The sequence below is a fragment of the Gammaproteobacteria bacterium genome (genome assembly GCA_035546635.1).
Lineage (GTDB): Bacteria > Pseudomonadota > Gammaproteobacteria > JAURND01 > JAURND01 > DASZWJ01.
In genome coordinates, this window is record DASZWJ010000028.1 from 293,906 (window position 1) to 311,339 (window position 17,434).

A 17,434-nucleotide genomic window follows, 5' to 3' on the forward strand; every position below is an offset into this window, starting at 1 on the left:
GAATTTTTTATTTTTGAGTACAGATTGTTTTAAAAATACTGGGAATTTTTTTGTAAAGCATGGTATAGGCTGAACAAGTTTCTTTAGCTTGTTCTACGGAGCCTTTCAGTAGTGCTCTAGCGCAGCGGCTTATGGGCTCAATTAAAAAAGTTGCAAGGAAAAGAGTCGTGGCAGATAGGGTATTGAAATTTTTGAAAGCATATAAAGTACGGCTTTGTAAGCTATAAAATAATCTTTTTGCTTTGACTTGGTTGGAAGAGCCGCCTCCAGCATGGAAGATTTTAGCATCCGCTAAATAAAAACTAGTCCATCCGCGTTGTTTGGCACGCAGGGAAAAGTCCACTTCTTCTAAATAAACAAAAAATCGTTCATCGAATCCTTGTAGTTGGTTATAAAGTTCTTTGCGGACAAGAAAAAAAGCGCCCATGATTTGATCAACTTCTCTACTGTCCATATGATCCCATTCCTTCATAAAATGAGGATGCGAAAACCTTTCTAAGCCGAGCATTTTCATTAAATAGGTACTGGTTTTGGGAAAACGCGCGCAACTTCTAGCCACCTTACCCTCTTCATCCATTAGCTGCACGCCGACAATACCAATGGTTTTATTTTCTGGAGCTTGCATAAATGCCAGTGGTTTTGCTAACGAGTCTGCATATAACAACGTGTCGGGGTTAAGGAATAATAAATAATCAGCAGTTGAGTCTTTGGCGCCTTGGTTGCAACCATAAGCAAATCCTTTGTTTTCAGAGTTTTTAATTAAAAAAATCGGTAAATCAAGTTGCAGAATTCCATCTAGAGAGTTATCGGTTGAGGCATTATCAACAATAAATATTTTGTTTAATATAAAAGAGTCTTTTATGACAGTGTTAGCTATAGAGTCAAGACAATTTAGCAATTGCTTTTTAGTGTTCCAGTTTACGATGACGATATCAAGAGTTGCTTGCATGTTTTACCTTTATTTTGTAAAAAGAGTTTAACACTAACGGCACTTTATAGATTAAAAATGTAAAGATAAAGAGTTGTAACCAAAAGCTTAATCCTACTAAAAATGCATCAAAAAAATTACTCAGTAATAATCCGGCAACTATATGAGCATAAAACATCAGAGCTATAGGATTTTTGCGGGTAGCGTAATGAAAGCAGAGGGTAGTTATAAAGCCTAAAATACTAAAAAGTATAATAATGCCTGGCCAATCAAAATCTAAAAACCAGGAGAAAAAGAGCGTATAGACATTGGTTGGATCTGGAATATTGATATAAGGAAATATCGCTGCTGGTATAATAATATCATTGTTAAATAGGTGGGCAATTTTAAGAAAAAAGCTGAGACTATAATCGTGTGGAAATGGAATGGTTAATACAGGGTAAATTACAGTTTCATTAAAGGCAACAATTCCCCCCAGTAGATATAACTCTATATTTTTTATAAGTGATAAGAGGTTAGATGTCGATGAGATGCCTGTATTCAGGTGAACCCCTTTATGCATAATGATGGCAGGTATAATAAAAGCACAAATGATGAATAAGCCACTGATAAATATTTTTTTTAGTTCTAATTTTCTTACCAGTATGAAATACATGCTAAAAAAACTAAATAGAAAATAAATTACGGCCATTCTAGCCGTTGTTAAGAGACAATACAGTAGTACTGTGATAAAAAAACCCACGACAATAAGTTTATTTTTTAGGGTTTTATGAGAATAGTATTCAATGAGGGCAACAAGAGATAAAAAGCCGAACCAGGCAATTAAATATTTAAATATACCTAAGCCTTTATTGTATACCACGGCTTGCCGCAGTGTCATGAAAAATTTGCTAAGTGGATTTAAGTAATGATATTGCAAAAATTCATGTTGATGTGTTAGGGATATTTGATAAAGGTAATAGCAATAATAGGGAAAAAGTAACACACACAGTACCAAGCCTGCGAGCAAGGTAGATGGAATCCATGATCGCGAGGATGTCTCGTTAGTTCCAGAAAGAATATAATTTGGTTGAGATTGGCTATTTATAACAAATCTACTGAGGAAGCCCCCGTAACTAAAACACAAAATTCCAGTAGTGAAAATCAGTAAAGTTTTATTGCTCAATGCATAATAATCATTGGGTAAAACCACCAAGAGTAATAGCAAGATTGCCCAGTAACCTGAAAATATGACGGCAGGATGAAATATTTTTTTGCTAAAACGATAATTGATTAGTCCTATGATACTAATGATGATGGCGCATATAAGTGTGTTCATAAAATAGCCTTCCTGTGTGCAGTCAATTTAAATGCAAAAGGATGCTGTTTGATTGTTAGCCAACGAGCTATTAAAGTATCTGTTATGACTAACATCATATATATGAAAGCACTTAAAGTGGTGATATACGCTGAGGCAACATATCCGTATAACGGGATGAACACAATATTGCCTATCACGTTAGCAACCAGTGCACAACACACATATATTAACATCCTTATTGTTTTTCCTTTAAGTTCCAACGTCTTATGTACTAACATAGCCATTTGCCAGCAAATAGCCCCTGCGGCAACTGGGAGCACCAACTGGGTTGCAGAGTGATCATTTGTACCCAAGATGATTCTGGTAAGGATAGGGGCAACTTGGCTTAACGTCAATAAGGCCATGATGCCAATTATGATTTCTAACGTAATCGCTTTTTTTAATAAGTTAAGGGAGTCTTTTTCTTGCCGCTGATTCCATAGACGCACAATACGTGGATGGGCTGCATATAATACGGGTGCCAGCATCAGGCCAAAGGAGTTATATACCACATCATAGACGGCAGAATAGGTGCCTACTGCCTTGGCATCCATGAAATAATTAATGATATATCGGTCTGAAGTGTTGAGTAAGGTCGATAATCCAATCCAAAGTGTCAGAGGAATTCCAAATGGCATAATTACTTTTTTGATTATTCGGGTAAAATTGCTATGCCAGGCAAAATCTATTTTTATACCCCGTGATATCACATAACAGGCAATAGAAAGGGTCAAGGCAGAACCCAGTAATAGTACCGTGTAGCTTTTGATGCCTAATATAAACAATAAGCCTAAAGGTAATGTAATGATAAAAAATCCTCGGCAAAACTCTGCCAATATAATTTTTTTGGGCTTCAACATAGCTTGTTGTACACTGACCAAGAGGTTATAAAATATTAAGGCAAGGACAGCGATAGTCGCAATAAATAGATTTAATGGCGCTAAGTGCAGATAGGTGATTGCAAAAATTAAGAAACCTATAGCAAACAATAAAGTGGTCAGCAAAGTTGAGAATAAAATGGCGGTGCTAAAAATCCTACGTTGTTGAGTTGAATCAAAACGTGAGTAGTAACGCAATATTGATTGAGATAGCCAGATGGGCGCGACATTGCCGGTAAACAAAATAGCTGCTTGTATTAAGGCATATTCGCCATAGATTTCACGACCGAGTAAGCGTATAAACAAGGTAATAGATAAAAGCCCAGAAAATGCTGGAAACATTCTAGCGATAAAATAGTATAAAGAATCTTTTTTCAGCTCATCCAATCTAAATTTCATGGGCTAAAATCCTCACTAGCTACTTATTTGCTATGCGGTTCTTCCAAACATCCGCTTTCGCAATAATTGCCGCTGGATCCAAGGTCAAAAATTCTCCATTTTTATACAATTGCTTGCCGGCAACCCAAACATCCGTCACCTGTTGGCTATTCGCTGCATAAACGATCTGCGATACTGGATTGTAAATGGGTTGTGTATTGGGGTGTGACAAATCAATAGCGATGATATCGGCGGCTTTTCCAGGAACTAATGAGCCGGTGATTGAGCCTAACCCTAAAGCCTTAGCACCATTTAACGTAGCCATGCGCAATGTTTCCTGTGCATTGACCGCAGTTGGGTTTTGGGCGACAATTTTACCTAACAGCGAAGCACTGCGCATCTCACCAAACATATCAAGATCATTATTGCTGGCAGCGCCATCTGTGCCTATAGCTACATTAATACCGGCATCCAGTAGTTTTTTGACTGGGCAAAATCCGCTGACTAGCTTTAAATTAGATTCTGGGCAGGTAACGACTTGGGGATGCGTTTGGTGCAGAATCTCCATATCTTCATCATTGATCTGTGTCATATGCACGCATTGTAGTCGCTCAGAAACTAAACCCAAATCGTAAAAACGTTTCAACGGACGTTTATTAAATTCTTGCAAACTTTGTCGAATTTCGGCGTCAGTTTCATGCATATGAATATGCATTAGTAAATTATGCTGATCGGCATAAGCTTTAGCTTGTAACAGCGCCGCATCGTGAACAGTGTAGGGTCCTTGGGGATGAACAGCGGGTGTAATCAAGGGATGATGGCGCCATTTTTGGCAAAAATCATCCATTTTAGTTAGATATTCTTCTACAGTTTTCGCCTGTCGTGTTGGGACATTAATAATTAAAGAGCCTACTAAAGCACGTAAGCCAGCAGCAACTGTGACCTCGGCGCTAATATCACTATAGAAGTAATTTTCATTAAAACAGGTAGTGCCGCTGCGGATCATTTCTAAAAATGCCAATTGCGAGCCATCGCGGATGAACTCTTCATCCAGCCAACGACTTTCAGCTGGCCAGATATGTTCGTTTAGCCAAGTCATTAATGGTAGGTCATCCGCCATACCACGAAATAGCGTCATAGGGCTGTGGGCATGGGCATTGATTAGGCCAGGCAATATTGCATGATTATTTAAGGTTATGTTGGATTTGCTTTCGTATTGGGCATGAGCTTCTGTTGTAGGTAATAATGCTAGGATACGTCCTTGATCGATTGCCAAAGAATGGTTTTCCCAAATGGTGTCAAAGGGTTCTATGGGAATGATCCAGCGGGCATGAATCAGGGAATCAATTTGGGTTTTCATGATGTCCTTTGAGTATTGGTGAGGCTCAACGCTAGTTGTCATCCTGAGCGTAGCGAAGGATCTGTCCTTATGCCGGCACTCATGTTATGTGGGCGTCACAATATGGAGATCCTTCGCTATGCTCAGGATGACATTACACTCAGGATGACAGCTATGGGCGGCAGCCAGAGTGAGCAGTTCAAACTTTAAATACTACTTTCTTGTTTAGGGTATAACCAATCAAAGTATAACAAACCATGCCACATAAGAAACCGATATCATGCGGCATTTTCAGCAACTCGACAACCCCAACCAGGCAGAGGTTGCTGGCTAAGTAAGCAATGACAAACACAATGAAAAACTTGAACGCTTCTTTGTGCCAGTGATGACCACTCTTAAAGGTAAAATATTTATTCAATATAAAACTACAGACGACACCAATTAAAGTGCCAATCAGATAGGCCAGAGCATAATTCACTCCGAACACGTGAAATGCAGTCAAGGTTGACCCCATACCGACAATGGTATTGATAACCCCAACCACCAGGTATCTAAGAAATGTCGGATCTATTAGTCCATTTTTTACGAATGATATAAATTGGTCTTTGCTTGCTTTCATCAGATACACGGCCTAAATACTCCCCAATCACCCCTAATGCTATTAATTGCACGCCACCCAAAAATAAAACACTCACCATTAGCGATGGGTAACCTGGAATAGGGTTGCCATACAGCAGGGTGCGAATAAGGAAAAAGATTCCATAAAGTATACTTGTCAAAGCAACGATTATGCCTAAATAAGAGGCAAATTGTAGGGGCATTTGACTAAAAGAAGTAATGCCCTCCAGGGCAAAATTCCATAATTTCCAATAGTTCCATGAGGTTTTGCCTGCATGGCGCGGTGGACGATTATAATGAATTGTTGCCGTCTTAAATCCTACCCAAGCGAATAATCCCTTCATAAAGCGCCGCCGTTCAGGAATTTGCTGTAATGCATCTACCACTGGGCGTGAAAGAAGTCGAAAATCACCGGTATCCTCAGGGATTTTAGTTTTACTCATTCGGTTAATAGAACGGTAAAACAGGTGGGCAGTCATGCGCTTGAGCCAACTTTCTCCTTCACGCACATTGCGGACTGCATTGACCACATCAAAACCTTCTTCCCACTTTTTCACCAGTTCAGGGATTAATTCAGGAGGATCCTGTAAGTCTGCATCCACCGGAATCATCGCATCCCCAATAGCCAGATTAAGGCCCGCTGTCATGGCGGCTTCCTTGCCAAAATTTCTTGAAAAATCAACAACTTGTATTCTTTTGTCTTTTTCCCGTAATTGTAGTAATTTTACCAGAGTTTCATCTTGGCTGCCATCATTAATGCAGATCATTTCCCATGCATAAGGTAGAGGTTGCATTGCCGTGACCAGGCGCTCATAAAGGGTTAAGATATTATCAGCTTCATTGTACAGCGGAACTATTAAACTAATTATCCCTTGGGCTGGGATATGTGGGATATGTCCTGATATTGATTGTTTTAAGTCCATATTTCACCTGTTTTTTAATCAAAGAGTACTAAATCACCGAATTTTCACCGCATCTAATGAATTATGCAACAAGACATCAATAATTGGTAATCTTTTCAAACATTTAAGTCAAAATGCTGCCGTCCCATTTGGCATAATTTTATAAAGAGTTTTTTCTCAAATTATAGGCTGTATGCATAAATTGTGATAAAATAGTCCATTAATTGTTGTTGGAATTTTCCTATCATAACCATTTGATTTTTAATGCAAAAAGGCTGTTCATGCTCACCCACTCCAAAGAAATCACTCGCATATCCATCGAACAAGAAATGAAGCAATCCTACCTAGATTACGCCATGAGCGTTATTGTAGGCAGGGCTTTGCCCGATGCACGTGATGGGCTTAAACCCGTACATCGGCGGGTGCTATTTGCCATGCAGCAATTGGGCAATGATTGGAACAAACCGTATAAAAAATCTGCGCGTATCGTCGGTGATGTGATCGGTAAATACCATCCGCATGGCGATAGTGCCGTATATGACACGATCGTACGTATGGCGCAGCCATTTTCTTTGCGCTATTTGTTGGTCGATGGTCAAGGTAACTTTGGTTCAGTCGATGGCGATGCCCCTGCAGCCATGCGTTATACCGAAATCCGCATGTCAAAATTGGCGCATGCTTTACTGGCGGATCTGGAAAAAGAAACTGTCGATCATGTGCTCAACTATGATGAAACTGAGCAGGTACCCGTCGTATTACCCACGCGTATACCCAATCTATTGGTTAACGGTTCATCGGGTATCGCCGTCGGCATGGCAACCAATATCCCTCCGCATAATCTCAACGAGACCATAGGCGCCTGTATCGCTTTACTGGACAATAAAGAAGTCACCATTGATGAATTAATGACGCACTTGCCAGGCCCAGATTTCCCCACGGCCGGCATTATCAATGGCCGTGCCGGTATTTTACAAGCCTATCGTACTGGCCGCGGTCGCGTACTATTACGCGCTAAAACCAATATAGAAATTAATGAAAATACTGGCAAACAAGCCATTATCGTTAATGAATTGCCTTACCAGGTCAATAAGGCACGCCTCTTAGAAAAAATTGGCGAACTGGTCAAAGATAAAAAAGTCGAAGGTATCACCGCCATACGCGATGAGTCTGACCGTGAAGGCATGCGAATTGTGATTGAAGCGCGTCGCGGTGAAAACGCCGAAGTATTGCTGAATAATCTGTTTTTACAAACGCAGTTGCAGGTTACCTTTGGCATCAACATGGTGGCTTTAGATCACGGCCAACCGCGTGTGATGAATCTCAAAGAATTGCTAGAAGCTTTCATTTCTCATCGCCGTGAAGTAGTCACCCGTCGCACGATCTATGATTTGCGCAAAGCACGCGAGCGCGCGCATCTATTGGAAGGTTTGGCTGTCGCGCTAGCTAATATTGACCATCTCATTGCTTTAATTAAAGGCTCAGTCAGCCCGGCGGAAGCTAAAGAAAAGCTGTTAGCAGAAGTATGGGCACCTGGTTTAGTTGTTGATTTGCTACAGCAAAATGGCAGTGAAATTTCTCGGCCTGAAAATCTAACTGAAGGATATGGATTACTCGCCTCGGGTTATCGCTTATCACCGGCGCAGGCACAGGCCATTTTGGACTTAAGGCTACATCGCTTGACTGGTCTGGAAAAAGAAAAAATTCTCCAAGAATATCAAGATTTATTGCGCCTTATACAAGATTTATTAGAAATTCTTGGCAATCCAGAGCGTCTAATACAGGTTATCCGTGAAGAATTGCTAGAAGTGAAAGAACAATTTGGTGATGCACGCCGCACACAAATCATGGAGAGTGAAGAAGATTTCACCATGGAAGATCTAATTCCTGAAGAAGCAGTGGTGGTCACGGTATCGCATGGTGGTTATGCTAAAACTCAGCCTATCACTGATTATCAGGCGCAAAAGCGCGGTGGTAAAGGTAAATCTGCTGCAGCCATGAAAGAAGAAGATTTCATCGAGCATTTGATTGTCGCCAGCACCCATGACACCTTATTATGTTTTTCAAACCGCGGCAAAGTGTATTGGTTAAAAACTTATTTATTACCGCAGGCCAGTCGTCTGGCGCGCGGCCGACCGCTAGTGAATCTGTTGCCTTTAACTGAGGGTGAGCGTATCAGTGCCATACTGAGTTTGCGTGAATACACCCAGAATCAGTATGTAGTGATGGCCACAGCGCGTGGCACCATTAAAAAAGTCGCATTACCTGATTTTTCTCGTCCACGTAACGATGGCATTATCGCCGTAGTTTTGGAAGAAGGTGATGAATTGGTGGGTGTGGATATTACTGATGGTGAGCGCGAGATTATGTTATTTAGTGATGCAGGCAAAGTAGTGCGCTTCCATGAATCACATCTGCGTCCTATGGGACGCAAGACACGCGGTGTACGCGGTATTCGTCTCAAATCCACGCAGCGTGTTATTGCGATGATTATTGCCAGAGCAGAGGGTACGATTTTAACCGCTACAGCTAATGGCTATGGTAAACGCACTTCTATTGAAGAATATCGCCAATCAGCCCGTGGCGCTCAGGGTGTTATCTCTATCCGTGTCAATGAACGTAATGGCGAAGTCGTGGGTGCTTTGGAAGTTGCTGACAGTGATGAACTCATGCTGATTAGCGACCAGGGTCGTTTAATACGCACCCGGGTCGATGAAATTTCTCTGGTAGGCAGAAGCGCCCAGGGGGTTAAGCTGATCCGTTTAAATGAAGCTGAGCATTTAGTCGGTATTGAGCGCATTGTTGATGTGCAGACATAGTGAGTTACGAAAAATTTTACCAACCCGCAATATAAAAAACAGGAGTTATCTTCAATGCCTAGAGTGTACAATTTCAACCCCGGTCCTGCTACCTTGCCTGAAGCAGTATTAAAACAAGCCCAAGATGAATTGCTTAACTGGCAGGGTCAAGGTTTGTCCGTATTGGAAATTAGTCATCACGATCCGGCTTTTTTAAAAATGGTTGAAACTGCTGAAGCGGATTTTCGCGAATTACTAGCCATTCCAGAAAATTATAAAGTTTTATTCTTGCAGGGTGGGGCGCGCAGCCAGTTTTCCATGGTGCCATTGAATTTATTGCGCGGCAAAACCAGTGCTGATTATCTTGATGTGGGTATTTGGTCAAAGATGGCGTTGACTGAAGCATCACGCTATTGCAACGTGAATATTGTTGCAAGTGGTGAGAAACAAAATTATATCTCCATTCCTGAAGAGTCTTCTTGGCACTGTGATCCTAATGCGGCATATTTGCATTATGCGGATAATGAAACTGTCAACGGGTTGGAATTTAGCAAGATTCCAAAAATAACTGAAGTGCCATTGGTCGCAGATATGTCCTCGAATATTTTATCCCGCGCCATTGATATCTCTCGCTTTGGCTTGATTTACGCTTCAGCCCAAAAAAATGCTGGTCCTGCCGGTCTCACTCTAGTCATTGTGCGCGAAGATTTATTAGGCCAAGCCTTGCCGATCACGCCAACCATGTTCAACTATAAAGTTCATGCAGACGCTCATTCTATCTATAACACCCCGCCTACCTTTATCTGGTATATGGTTGGATTAACGTTTAAATGGTTGAAACAACAAGGTGGCGTAAGCGCGATAGAAAAAATCAATCAGCGTAAATCTGAAAAACTTTATCACTTTATTGACAATAATGATTTTTATAGCAATCCAGTTGATAAGCGTTATCGCTCGCGTATGAATGTGGTATTTCGCTTGGCTAATGAAAATTTAAACGCATTATTTTTACAGGAAGCTAATGCGGCAGGACTTGCAGGTTTGAAAGGTCATAAGTTGGTAGGCGGCATGCGTGCGAGTATCTACAATCCCATGCCTGAAGCTGGCATTGATGCTCTAATTTCATTTATGCAAGATTTTGCTCGACGTAATGGTTGAGCTTCCTGAAGCGTTGTCATTCCCACCCAGGCGGGAATGACAGTGTTTTTTATAGGGGGTGAGTTACAGTCAGGCAATCTTTCATGTGGCGCATACCCTCATTGGAACTAGTAAGAGGAATTAATTTGGGCATGGGAATCTTCTTCATTATGAGCTAATGAACTGCTATCTGGCGCAAGTGGTCGTGTTGGAACTTTAAATTCCTTTGGTATTTTCCCACTGGTTCGCAATGAGTTATTTTGTGGAAATTCGAACGGATAACGATAAATATTCTGCACCCAAGATTTTCCTTTTTTTATATTCTCTTTTGCGGATTCATGTATTATCTCTAACCATCCAGTATACTCTGGTTTAAGAACAAGCAGCATTCTGACGGTTATTTCTAAAATTGCAACTGATTTAAAAGTTATCTTTTTAAAAAGATCTTCAAGACTATTAAATTGCAAATTGGCTAACTTATCCTCCAATGACGCGCCTATACAATTTCTTAAGGCATAGCATAGGCAACGAGCCGCAGTTTCATAGTTCGCAGTAAATTTCATAAATTTCATTTGTTTGCGAACAAGCAGAGCTTCTAAATCAGATTTAAACTTTATAAACGAAGGACCCGTAATTTTTTTTATATTTTCTAAGTCGGGACCAATATGGTCGAGGGTGCGTTTATGCTCCAGCGGAGTTGATTGAAGCAAATTTTGCGAGGATGATCGATTAAAGAAAGAGGAAGGGGTCTGTCTAGAATTTACTGGATTCATTTTAAATTCAGTTTCACTGATGCTCAGTTGTCTGTTATTCATATCAAATGTAGATTCCGGCTCTACGGCAGGAGGGGTGCCTGTGGGTAATTCTAAAGATTTAAAGGAAAAATTTTCTCCGTGCGCTTCTGATGAAGATGAGGGAAAAACATCAGATAAAGACAGCTCAGTCAATGTACTAGAAAATGAATCAGGCGTTGATATAGGAGGTGTCGGATTTATTTTTCTTCCCCATGCAGATACATCCATTTGGCTATTTTCTCGATCAATCGGAAATTCGCGTCTCAGGAAAGGAGGAGTCGGTTCTGTCGACTTTCTTTTTAATCTATTAGGAGATGTTGTTAGCTGAGTTCCCAGTGAAGAAGAGGAGGACATTGATATGGGGGGAGCTGGATTTATTTTTCTTCCATAGGCAGAAACATCCAATTGACTACTTTCTCGATCAATCGGGAATTCGCGTCTCAGGAAAGAAGGAATCGGTTCTTCGGACTTTCTTTTTAATCTACCAGGAATGATTGGAAGTTGAACTTCTAATGAAGGAGCGGAAGAAAGTTGTGTGAAGAATGCCGGAGTTCTTTTGGCTTCACTTGCATCTGTCGATAATTGTCGTATGTTTTTAAGGTCAGATGTATCAGTAGAGAAGCTTTTCGTTTCCTGAAGAGAAGATGATGGCTGAAATTCTGGCGCTATTGTAGAGGTGAGCGTTTCCGATGTGGCTAAAGTTCTTCCAGGTGGGAGAGGGGAAGCTACTTCCGCTTTTGATTCTGGAGATGAAAGTGGAGAACCAACAGGTATGGAATAATTACTTTGATAGAAAACATAACCAACATCTTTGAATTTTGTTAAGTCAACACCTTCTTGTAAATTTTTAAAGAGTTGTTGAGCGGTAGGATTTGTTACATCTACGAAAGTAAAGTAATCATGATAACCATAAAAAGCAATGGTATGGTATTCATATTTTCCGATTTTGTTCTTTAACCAAATGTTAATATTGCCATATCGTGGTGAATCAGTGCTTTCCTTTAACGTTTTTTCAATTGTTGCTAAATCTTGATTATAAGATTCTGGTTTCCTTACTTTCATCATGGTGGCTCTACCATTTGAAGTTAATTTAATCTCCTGTCGGTGAGTAAATTTTGATTCATCACTGGAAATTTCAAGATGAGTATAGTAAGGCTGGAAATTTTTATTGCTACTTTCGGCGATCACTATTTTTCTGTGGGAGGAAGCCGGCTCGCCAGTCTCTGTTTTAAAGAAAAAAGAATGATACTCATCTTCTTCCTCTTCTCTTACCTCAGGTCTTGGCAGATCTTTGTCATATCGAAGAAACTCTCCGCTTGCATCATCTTTGCCGTCTGGTATTTCGGTGCAAGGATGTCTAGTTAATGTATTTTTGCTGGGGCGCACGCCTTGACCCGGGTAAGTCATGTGGCGCTTGTGCAGAACTTCGCTAACAAAAAGAATATTTAAATCACAGCGTGAGTCTAAATTGGGTAATGGATCTCCTTTTTTAGTTAATACAAGGTTTGTGGCGGCTTGCATTAATGATAGTTCTGATATAGGGTGGGTTAATTCTTCTTTTTTTAGAGGTTGATTTTGTTTTTTTTCTGAAGACATTTGCTTTTCTCTTTTAAGTTTTGGACTATAAAAACTATATTTAAATTCGGTTTTAAGGAACCTTATTATATCTTGCTTAAAGCTAAAATTCGAATAATATATAATAAAATAAGAATAAAAATTAAGGAAACATTAAATTTTATGTTTTTTCCCAATTTGACGTTGCCTGGCTTGCTGGTTTGGGTTTCAGGAATAAGTTGCAGGGTGGGTGGAGAAGGCAGTTAGGATTTCGATTAATTTAGTTCCTGGAATGACCATAGTATTGCATGAGCCAGTTTTTGAAAGTGGGATCATCAATAAAATATTTGGGCAAGCTCCCTGTTTGCATTAGAACCTAATTTGTCTCAAGCCTTAGTTCATTTTATATTTAAAAACTAATTGGATTTAAATTGTCTAATTATACTTATTTATAAATTATATCTAATTTGAGAGATTAGCTATGTTAATTGGATGCTAGTAGGTAGTGCTAGGCTATAACTTGATGGGACTATTCGTCGGGTTTGATCTTTTTCTTCTTTCCAGAGGCATGGCGTGCACGTAATTCAATATCAATATATTTATCGGTAATTGCGCTGGAGCCATGTCCGGCATCATCTCTGACATGTTCTCGTGGGCGGTGTTTGACATCATCTGAAATACCAGTATGCCGCAGCCAATGGACTGTGGCTGCTTTCAGTTGTTCTGCTTCTTCAGTAAAACCATCATTTCCTAAGCGAGAAACTGCTGCATTAAAACAATCTTGTACAATGGCGCGGATTTGACGCGTACTATTGATAGGCCCTTGTCCGCGTATTTTAGGTAGCAGGGGCGTGGTTTCGCCGGGATAGGGTAATGGGGTGAGGTTTAAACTTTGTCGGTAACGTTTTAACGCAGCTAACATGGCGTCACTCACCGTAATGATACGTTGCTTGTTGCCCTTGCCTACAGTAGTAAACCACCAATTGCCGTCCATATCTTTTTGAAAATGCCCCATTTGTGGTTCCCAGCGCTTGCTAGCGGCCAGCTCAGAGATTCGAAGATACATGCCGTACAATGCGTTCATCATAAATAATGTACGTTCATGTTGCGGATCATTGGCGGCTAACTGTTCTGCTGTTTCCAGCACGTAGAACCATTGGGTTTCGCCTAGGCGGCGTATGACGGAAGTAGTTTGGTATTTGCGCAGGAACTTACTTTTTTGGCGGATTTGCGCCACGGGGTTTAATTCAACATATTCTTCTTGTAGCAGATAACTGAAAAAACTTCCTAGGATAGCAAACAAAGCTTGTAAGGCTTTTTGTGAGAGCGTGTATTTTTTAGGATCAGCCGTTTCCCCACGGCTGTGTGCGACTTTATTCACAGTTGCGACAAAAGGACGCCACGCGGGATTAGTCATGCGAGTACCATTTTTATCTAAAAAGCGCGGCACGTTTTTAATACCAATCCAGGTGGCGGGAGGCTTTTGGCAAAACTCCACGAAGCTTTCAATATCATGGCGTCTAATTTGGTTTAAGGATTTACCCGCAATCCACCAACTCCATTGCAGTAAACGTTCAATCTCACGACGATAAGAGGAAAAAGTGGCTTCACTGCCGCGATAAGCGCGTAAAAATTGCGCCGCCTGGAAATAATCTTGCGTGCAATTAGGCAGGCTTTGGCAAGGGTTTTCTATAAAGTTATTTAGGTATTCTAAGGTGTCAAAGAGTGGGGCGGGAGATTGCTTTAAATAATCCGTTGTTGGTTTTGACTGCATAGGGATTCTCAATATTTTAATACTGAATGTACAGAATAACTGTTAAGCTGATTTTTGCCCTGCAATGCTTGCAATTCAATCAGAAAAGCCAGGGCTGCAACTTGGCCGCAAGCAGCTTCTGTCATATCAATCACAGCTTTAGCAGTGCCACCGGTCGCTAGTAAATCATCCACTATGAGTATACGTTTGCCTGGATGTATTGCATCTTGGTGCATTTCTAAAGTTTGTTCTCCATATTCCATCGCGTAGGAGGTACGAGTGGTTTTTGCAGGTAATTTATTGGGTTTTCGTACTGGAATAAATCCAGCCTGCAAGCGGTACGCTACCATGGCTGCAAAAATAAAACCACGCGCTTCGATGCCTATTACTAAATCAATGCCGGCGTTGATAAAAGGTTCTGTCAAAGCTTCTACGGCTAGATGTAATCCATTAGCATCCTTAAGCAAAGTGGTGATATCGTAGAATAAGATCCCTGGCTTTGGAAAATCGGGGATTTCACGGATCAAATGCTGGAGATATTCGGTAGTTTTGGTCATGACAGGTGATTTCATGCGATACATTCCAGGTGAGAATTGGGTGTCTGCTAGTTTATACTGTAAAAATTTTCTCGTCGATGGTATAAACTTTACCTCAAAATTAATAAATACTTAAACACTCAGAGTTTGCTCTGTAGAGTGCGAAAAAAGCTTGTCATTCCTGCCTACGCGGGAATGACAAGCTTTTTTCGTACTCTACAGATGATATCTGTCACAAGGACATACCCATGATAATTCAAAATATACTGCAGGCCATCGGCAAAACTCCGATTGTAAAGCTCAATCGCATCGGTGCTGAATTGCCTTGTGAACTTTATGCTAAGTGCGAATTTTTAAATCCAGGTGGCTCTGTGAAAGATCGCATTGGTTACTATATGGTAGAACAGGCTGAAAAGCGGGGTGAGATCAAACCGGGTGATACATTAATTGAACCAACTTCGGGTAATACTGGCATTGGGATTGCATTGGCTGCTGCAGTGAAAGGTTATGACGTCATTATCACCATGCCGGAAAAAATGAGTCACGAAAAGCAGGTAGTGCTGGAGGCGCTGGGTGCCAAGATTTATCGCACACCTTCTGAAGCCGCGTGGGATGCGCCGGAGAGCCATATTTCTTTAGCTAAACGTCTACAGCAGGAAATTCCTAATGCTCATATTTTAGATCAGTATGGTAATCCTGATAATCCGGGCGCGCATTTTAAATTTACTGCCCAGGAAATCCTCGATGATATGGATGGACAACTTGACATGGTGGTGGCCAGTGCCGGCACTGGGGGCACTATCACTGGCCTAGCCAGGCGACTTAAGCAAGCAAAGCCGGATATTAAAATCATTGGTGTGGATCCCATTGGTTCCATATTAGGCGGCGGTACTGAGGTAAAGCCCTATCTGGTAGAAGGAATTGGTTATGATTTTATACCCAAAGTGTTGGATAACAGCTTGATAGATGAATATATCAAAATTAATGACAAAGACTCTTTTTTAATGGCGCGACGCTTAATCCGTGAGGAAGGTTTATTGGTGGGCGGCTCCTCTGGTGGAGCAGTGTGGGCGATGTTGCAAGCCGCTGCAAAACTGCGTGCTGGACAACGGTGTTTAGCTATATTGCCTGATTCCATACGCAATTACATGTCAAAGTTTGTAGATAATAAATGGATGCAGGAGCATGGTTTTATTCAATAAATACCAGTGTTTACAAGAACTTGAAAGCTGCAAAGCAAGGATTTTTAAATCCAGATGAAGCATTAAAATGGAGTAATCAAATGAATAATCGATTAAATGAGCCGGCAAAACAACAAAAACCAGCCACCCGCGTCATCCATGCCGGCCAGCATCCCGATCCATCCACGGGTGCGGTGATGATGCCAATTTACGCTACTTCGACTTATGCCCAACAAAGCCCAGGACAACACCAGGGCTATGAATATTCCCGCACTAAAAATCCCACGCGTTCGGCTTTTGAGCGCTGTATTGCTGATTTGGAGTCAGGGGAGCAAGGATTTGCTTTTGCTTCAGGCATGGCAGCTACAGCAACTTTACTTGATTTACTATCCTCAGGCGATCATGTATTGGTGATTGATAATGTTTATGGTGGCACTTATCGCTTATTTGAAAATGTGCGCCGGCGTTCTGCAGGCTTACAATTTACTTTTGTAGATTTCACTGATATGGAAACAGTAAAAGCCGCAATTTTGCCGACAACTAAAATGATATGGGTAGAATCACCTAGCAATCCGTTGTTAAAACTAGTCGATTTAAGCGCAGTAGCGGCTTTAGGCAAAGCGCGTGGTATATTGACTGTGGCTGATAATACATTTGCCACACCCATGGCACAGCGACCATTGGAATTTGGATTTGATATTGTCATGCACTCTACCACTAAATATATTAATGGCCATTCCGATGTGATTGGTGGTGCTGTTGTAGTGCAAGATAGCGCATTAGGTGAACAATTGGCTTATCTGCAAAATTCCTCAGGGGGTGTTGCCAGCCCTTTTGATAGTTTTTTGACATTGCGCGGCGTGAAGACTTTGGCTTTGCGAATGGAGCGTCACACTGAAAATGCGTTTCGGTTGGCAGCTTGGCTTGAGAAGCATCCGCGCGTAGCTAAAGTCTATTATCCAGGATTGCAAAGCCACCCGCAGTATGCATTGGCGCAACGTCAGATGCAGCTGGCCGGCGGGATGGTGAGTGTAGAGTTATGTTATGATTTAAAGAAGACTAAGCAATGTTTATCCCGCTGTCGGTTATTTACTTTAGCGGAAAGTTTGGGCGGCGTTGAAAGTTTGATTGAACATCCGGCGATTATGACGCATGCGTCCATACCCAAAGTTGAGCGGGAAAAAATGGGCATTACGGATAATTTTATTCGTCTGTCGGTGGGTATTGAGGATGTGGAGGATTTACAGGAAGATTTACGCTTTATGCTTGAGTTTTAGTTTGAATATTTTCCTCGTGTAAGTA

Annotated in this window: 13 protein-coding genes; 4 read left to right on the forward strand and 9 right to left on the reverse strand. The window is 41.1% G+C overall.

Going from position 1 to position 17,434, the window contains the following annotated elements:
- Positions 1-7 precede the first annotated feature (7 nt).
- The 6 genes from VHE99_08110 to VHE99_08135 all read right to left on the reverse strand — a co-directional run bounded on the left by VHE99_08110 (position 8) and on the right by VHE99_08135 (position 6,403).
- On the reverse strand, positions 8-949 hold the full coding sequence (locus VHE99_08110; GenBank protein ID HVV68975.1) for a glycosyltransferase family 2 protein: 942 nt from the start codon (positions 947-949) through the stop codon (positions 8-10).
- Complete coding sequence (locus VHE99_08115; GenBank protein ID HVV68976.1) at positions 933-2,246, reverse strand: O-antigen polymerase; 1,314 nt, start codon at positions 2,244-2,246, stop codon at positions 933-935. Before VHE99_08115 ends, VHE99_08110 begins: the two co-directional genes overlap by 17 nt.
- Positions 2,243-3,544 carry an oligosaccharide flippase family protein gene (locus VHE99_08120; GenBank protein ID HVV68977.1) on the reverse strand — a complete coding sequence of 434 codons (1,302 nt, stop codon included), beginning with the start codon at positions 3,542-3,544 and terminating at the stop codon, positions 2,243-2,245. Before VHE99_08120 ends, VHE99_08115 begins: the two co-directional genes overlap by 4 nt.
- 19 nt (positions 3,545-3,563) lie before the next feature.
- Positions 3,564-4,883 (reverse strand): TRZ/ATZ family hydrolase, encoded by a 1,320-nt coding sequence (locus tag VHE99_08125; protein HVV68978.1) that lies wholly within the window; start codon positions 4,881-4,883, stop codon positions 3,564-3,566.
- Positions 4,884-5,061: 178 nt separating this feature from the next.
- Positions 5,062-5,481: a GtrA family protein gene (locus VHE99_08130; GenBank protein HVV68979.1), complete on the reverse strand. Its 420-nt coding sequence runs from the start codon at positions 5,479-5,481 to the stop codon at positions 5,062-5,064.
- Positions 5,414-6,403 (reverse strand): glycosyltransferase family 2 protein, encoded by a 990-nt coding sequence (locus VHE99_08135; GenBank protein ID HVV68980.1) that lies wholly within the window; start codon positions 6,401-6,403, stop codon positions 5,414-5,416. Before VHE99_08135 ends, VHE99_08130 begins: the two co-directional genes overlap by 68 nt.
- Positions 6,404-6,663: 260 nt before the next feature.
- On the opposite strand from VHE99_08135, the gene gyrA reads away from it, so the two are divergent.
- Entirely contained in the window at positions 6,664-9,198 is a 2,535-nt protein-coding gene (gyrA, locus tag VHE99_08140) for a DNA gyrase subunit A (GenBank protein ID HVV68981.1), read from the forward strand.
- Positions 9,199-9,252: 54 nt separating this feature from the next.
- Positions 9,253-10,335: a 3-phosphoserine/phosphohydroxythreonine transaminase gene (gene serC, locus VHE99_08145; GenBank protein ID HVV68982.1), complete on the forward strand. Its 1,083-nt coding sequence runs from the start codon at positions 9,253-9,255 to the stop codon at positions 10,333-10,335.
- A 107-nt stretch (positions 10,336-10,442) separates the two neighbouring features.
- On the opposite strand, the gene VHE99_08150 is transcribed toward serC, so the two are convergent.
- The 3 genes from VHE99_08150 to VHE99_08160 form a co-directional block, all read right to left on the reverse strand.
- The gene (locus VHE99_08150; GenBank protein HVV68983.1) at positions 10,443-12,704 is read right to left on the reverse strand and encodes a hypothetical protein; all 2,262 of its coding nucleotides are present in this window, start codon (positions 12,702-12,704) and stop codon (positions 10,443-10,445) included.
- Between the two features lie 487 nt (positions 12,705-13,191).
- Positions 13,192-14,436 carry a tyrosine-type recombinase/integrase gene (locus tag VHE99_08155; protein HVV68984.1) on the reverse strand — a complete coding sequence of 415 codons (1,245 nt, stop codon included), beginning with the start codon at positions 14,434-14,436 and terminating at the stop codon, positions 13,192-13,194.
- 8 nt (positions 14,437-14,444) lie between these two features.
- Positions 14,445-14,987, reverse strand: coding sequence for an adenine phosphoribosyltransferase (locus VHE99_08160; protein ID HVV68985.1), 543 nt, complete (start codon positions 14,985-14,987; stop codon positions 14,445-14,447).
- Positions 14,988-15,199: 212 nt separating this feature from the next.
- Here VHE99_08160 and VHE99_08165 point away from each other — a divergent pair, with 212 nt between their 5' ends.
- Positions 15,200-16,153: a pyridoxal-phosphate dependent enzyme gene (locus tag VHE99_08165; GenBank protein ID HVV68986.1), complete on the forward strand. Its 954-nt coding sequence runs from the start codon at positions 15,200-15,202 to the stop codon at positions 16,151-16,153.
- A gap of 80 nt (positions 16,154-16,233) precedes the next feature.
- Positions 16,234-17,409, forward strand: coding sequence for a PLP-dependent aspartate aminotransferase family protein (locus VHE99_08170; protein HVV68987.1), 1,176 nt, complete (start codon positions 16,234-16,236; stop codon positions 17,407-17,409).
- Positions 17,410-17,434: the final 25 nt, after the last annotated feature.

Coding starts and splice junctions, on each gene's coding strand:
- VHE99_08110 (HVV68975.1), bottom strand. CDS start 949: ATGCAAGCAACTCTTGATATCGTCATCGTAAACTGGAACACTAAAAAG.
- VHE99_08115 (HVV68976.1), bottom strand. CDS start 2,246: ATGAACACACTTATATGCGCCATCATCATTAGTATCATAGGACTAATC.
- VHE99_08120 (HVV68977.1), bottom strand. CDS start 3,544: ATGAAATTTAGATTGGATGAGCTGAAAAAAGATTCTTTATACTATTTT.
- VHE99_08125 (HVV68978.1), bottom strand. CDS start 4,883: ATGAAAACCCAAATTGATTCCCTGATTCATGCCCGCTGGATCATTCCC.
- VHE99_08130 (HVV68979.1), bottom strand. CDS start 5,481: ATGAAAGCAAGCAAAGACCAATTTATATCATTCGTAAAAAATGGACTA.
- VHE99_08135 (HVV68980.1), bottom strand. CDS start 6,403: ATGGACTTAAAACAATCAATATCAGGACATATCCCACATATCCCAGCC.
- gyrA (HVV68981.1), top strand. CDS start 6,664: ATGCTCACCCACTCCAAAGAAATCACTCGCATATCCATCGAACAAGAA.
- serC (HVV68982.1), top strand. CDS start 9,253: ATGCCTAGAGTGTACAATTTCAACCCCGGTCCTGCTACCTTGCCTGAA.
- VHE99_08150 (HVV68983.1), bottom strand. CDS start 12,704: ATGTCTTCAGAAAAAAAACAAAATCAACCTCTAAAAAAAGAAGAATTA.
- VHE99_08155 (HVV68984.1), bottom strand. CDS start 14,436: ATGCAGTCAAAACCAACAACGGATTATTTAAAGCAATCTCCCGCCCCA.
- VHE99_08160 (HVV68985.1), bottom strand. CDS start 14,987: ATGAAATCACCTGTCATGACCAAAACTACCGAATATCTCCAGCATTTG.
- VHE99_08165 (HVV68986.1), top strand. CDS start 15,200: ATGATAATTCAAAATATACTGCAGGCCATCGGCAAAACTCCGATTGTA.
- VHE99_08170 (HVV68987.1), top strand. CDS start 16,234: ATGAATAATCGATTAAATGAGCCGGCAAAACAACAAAAACCAGCCACC.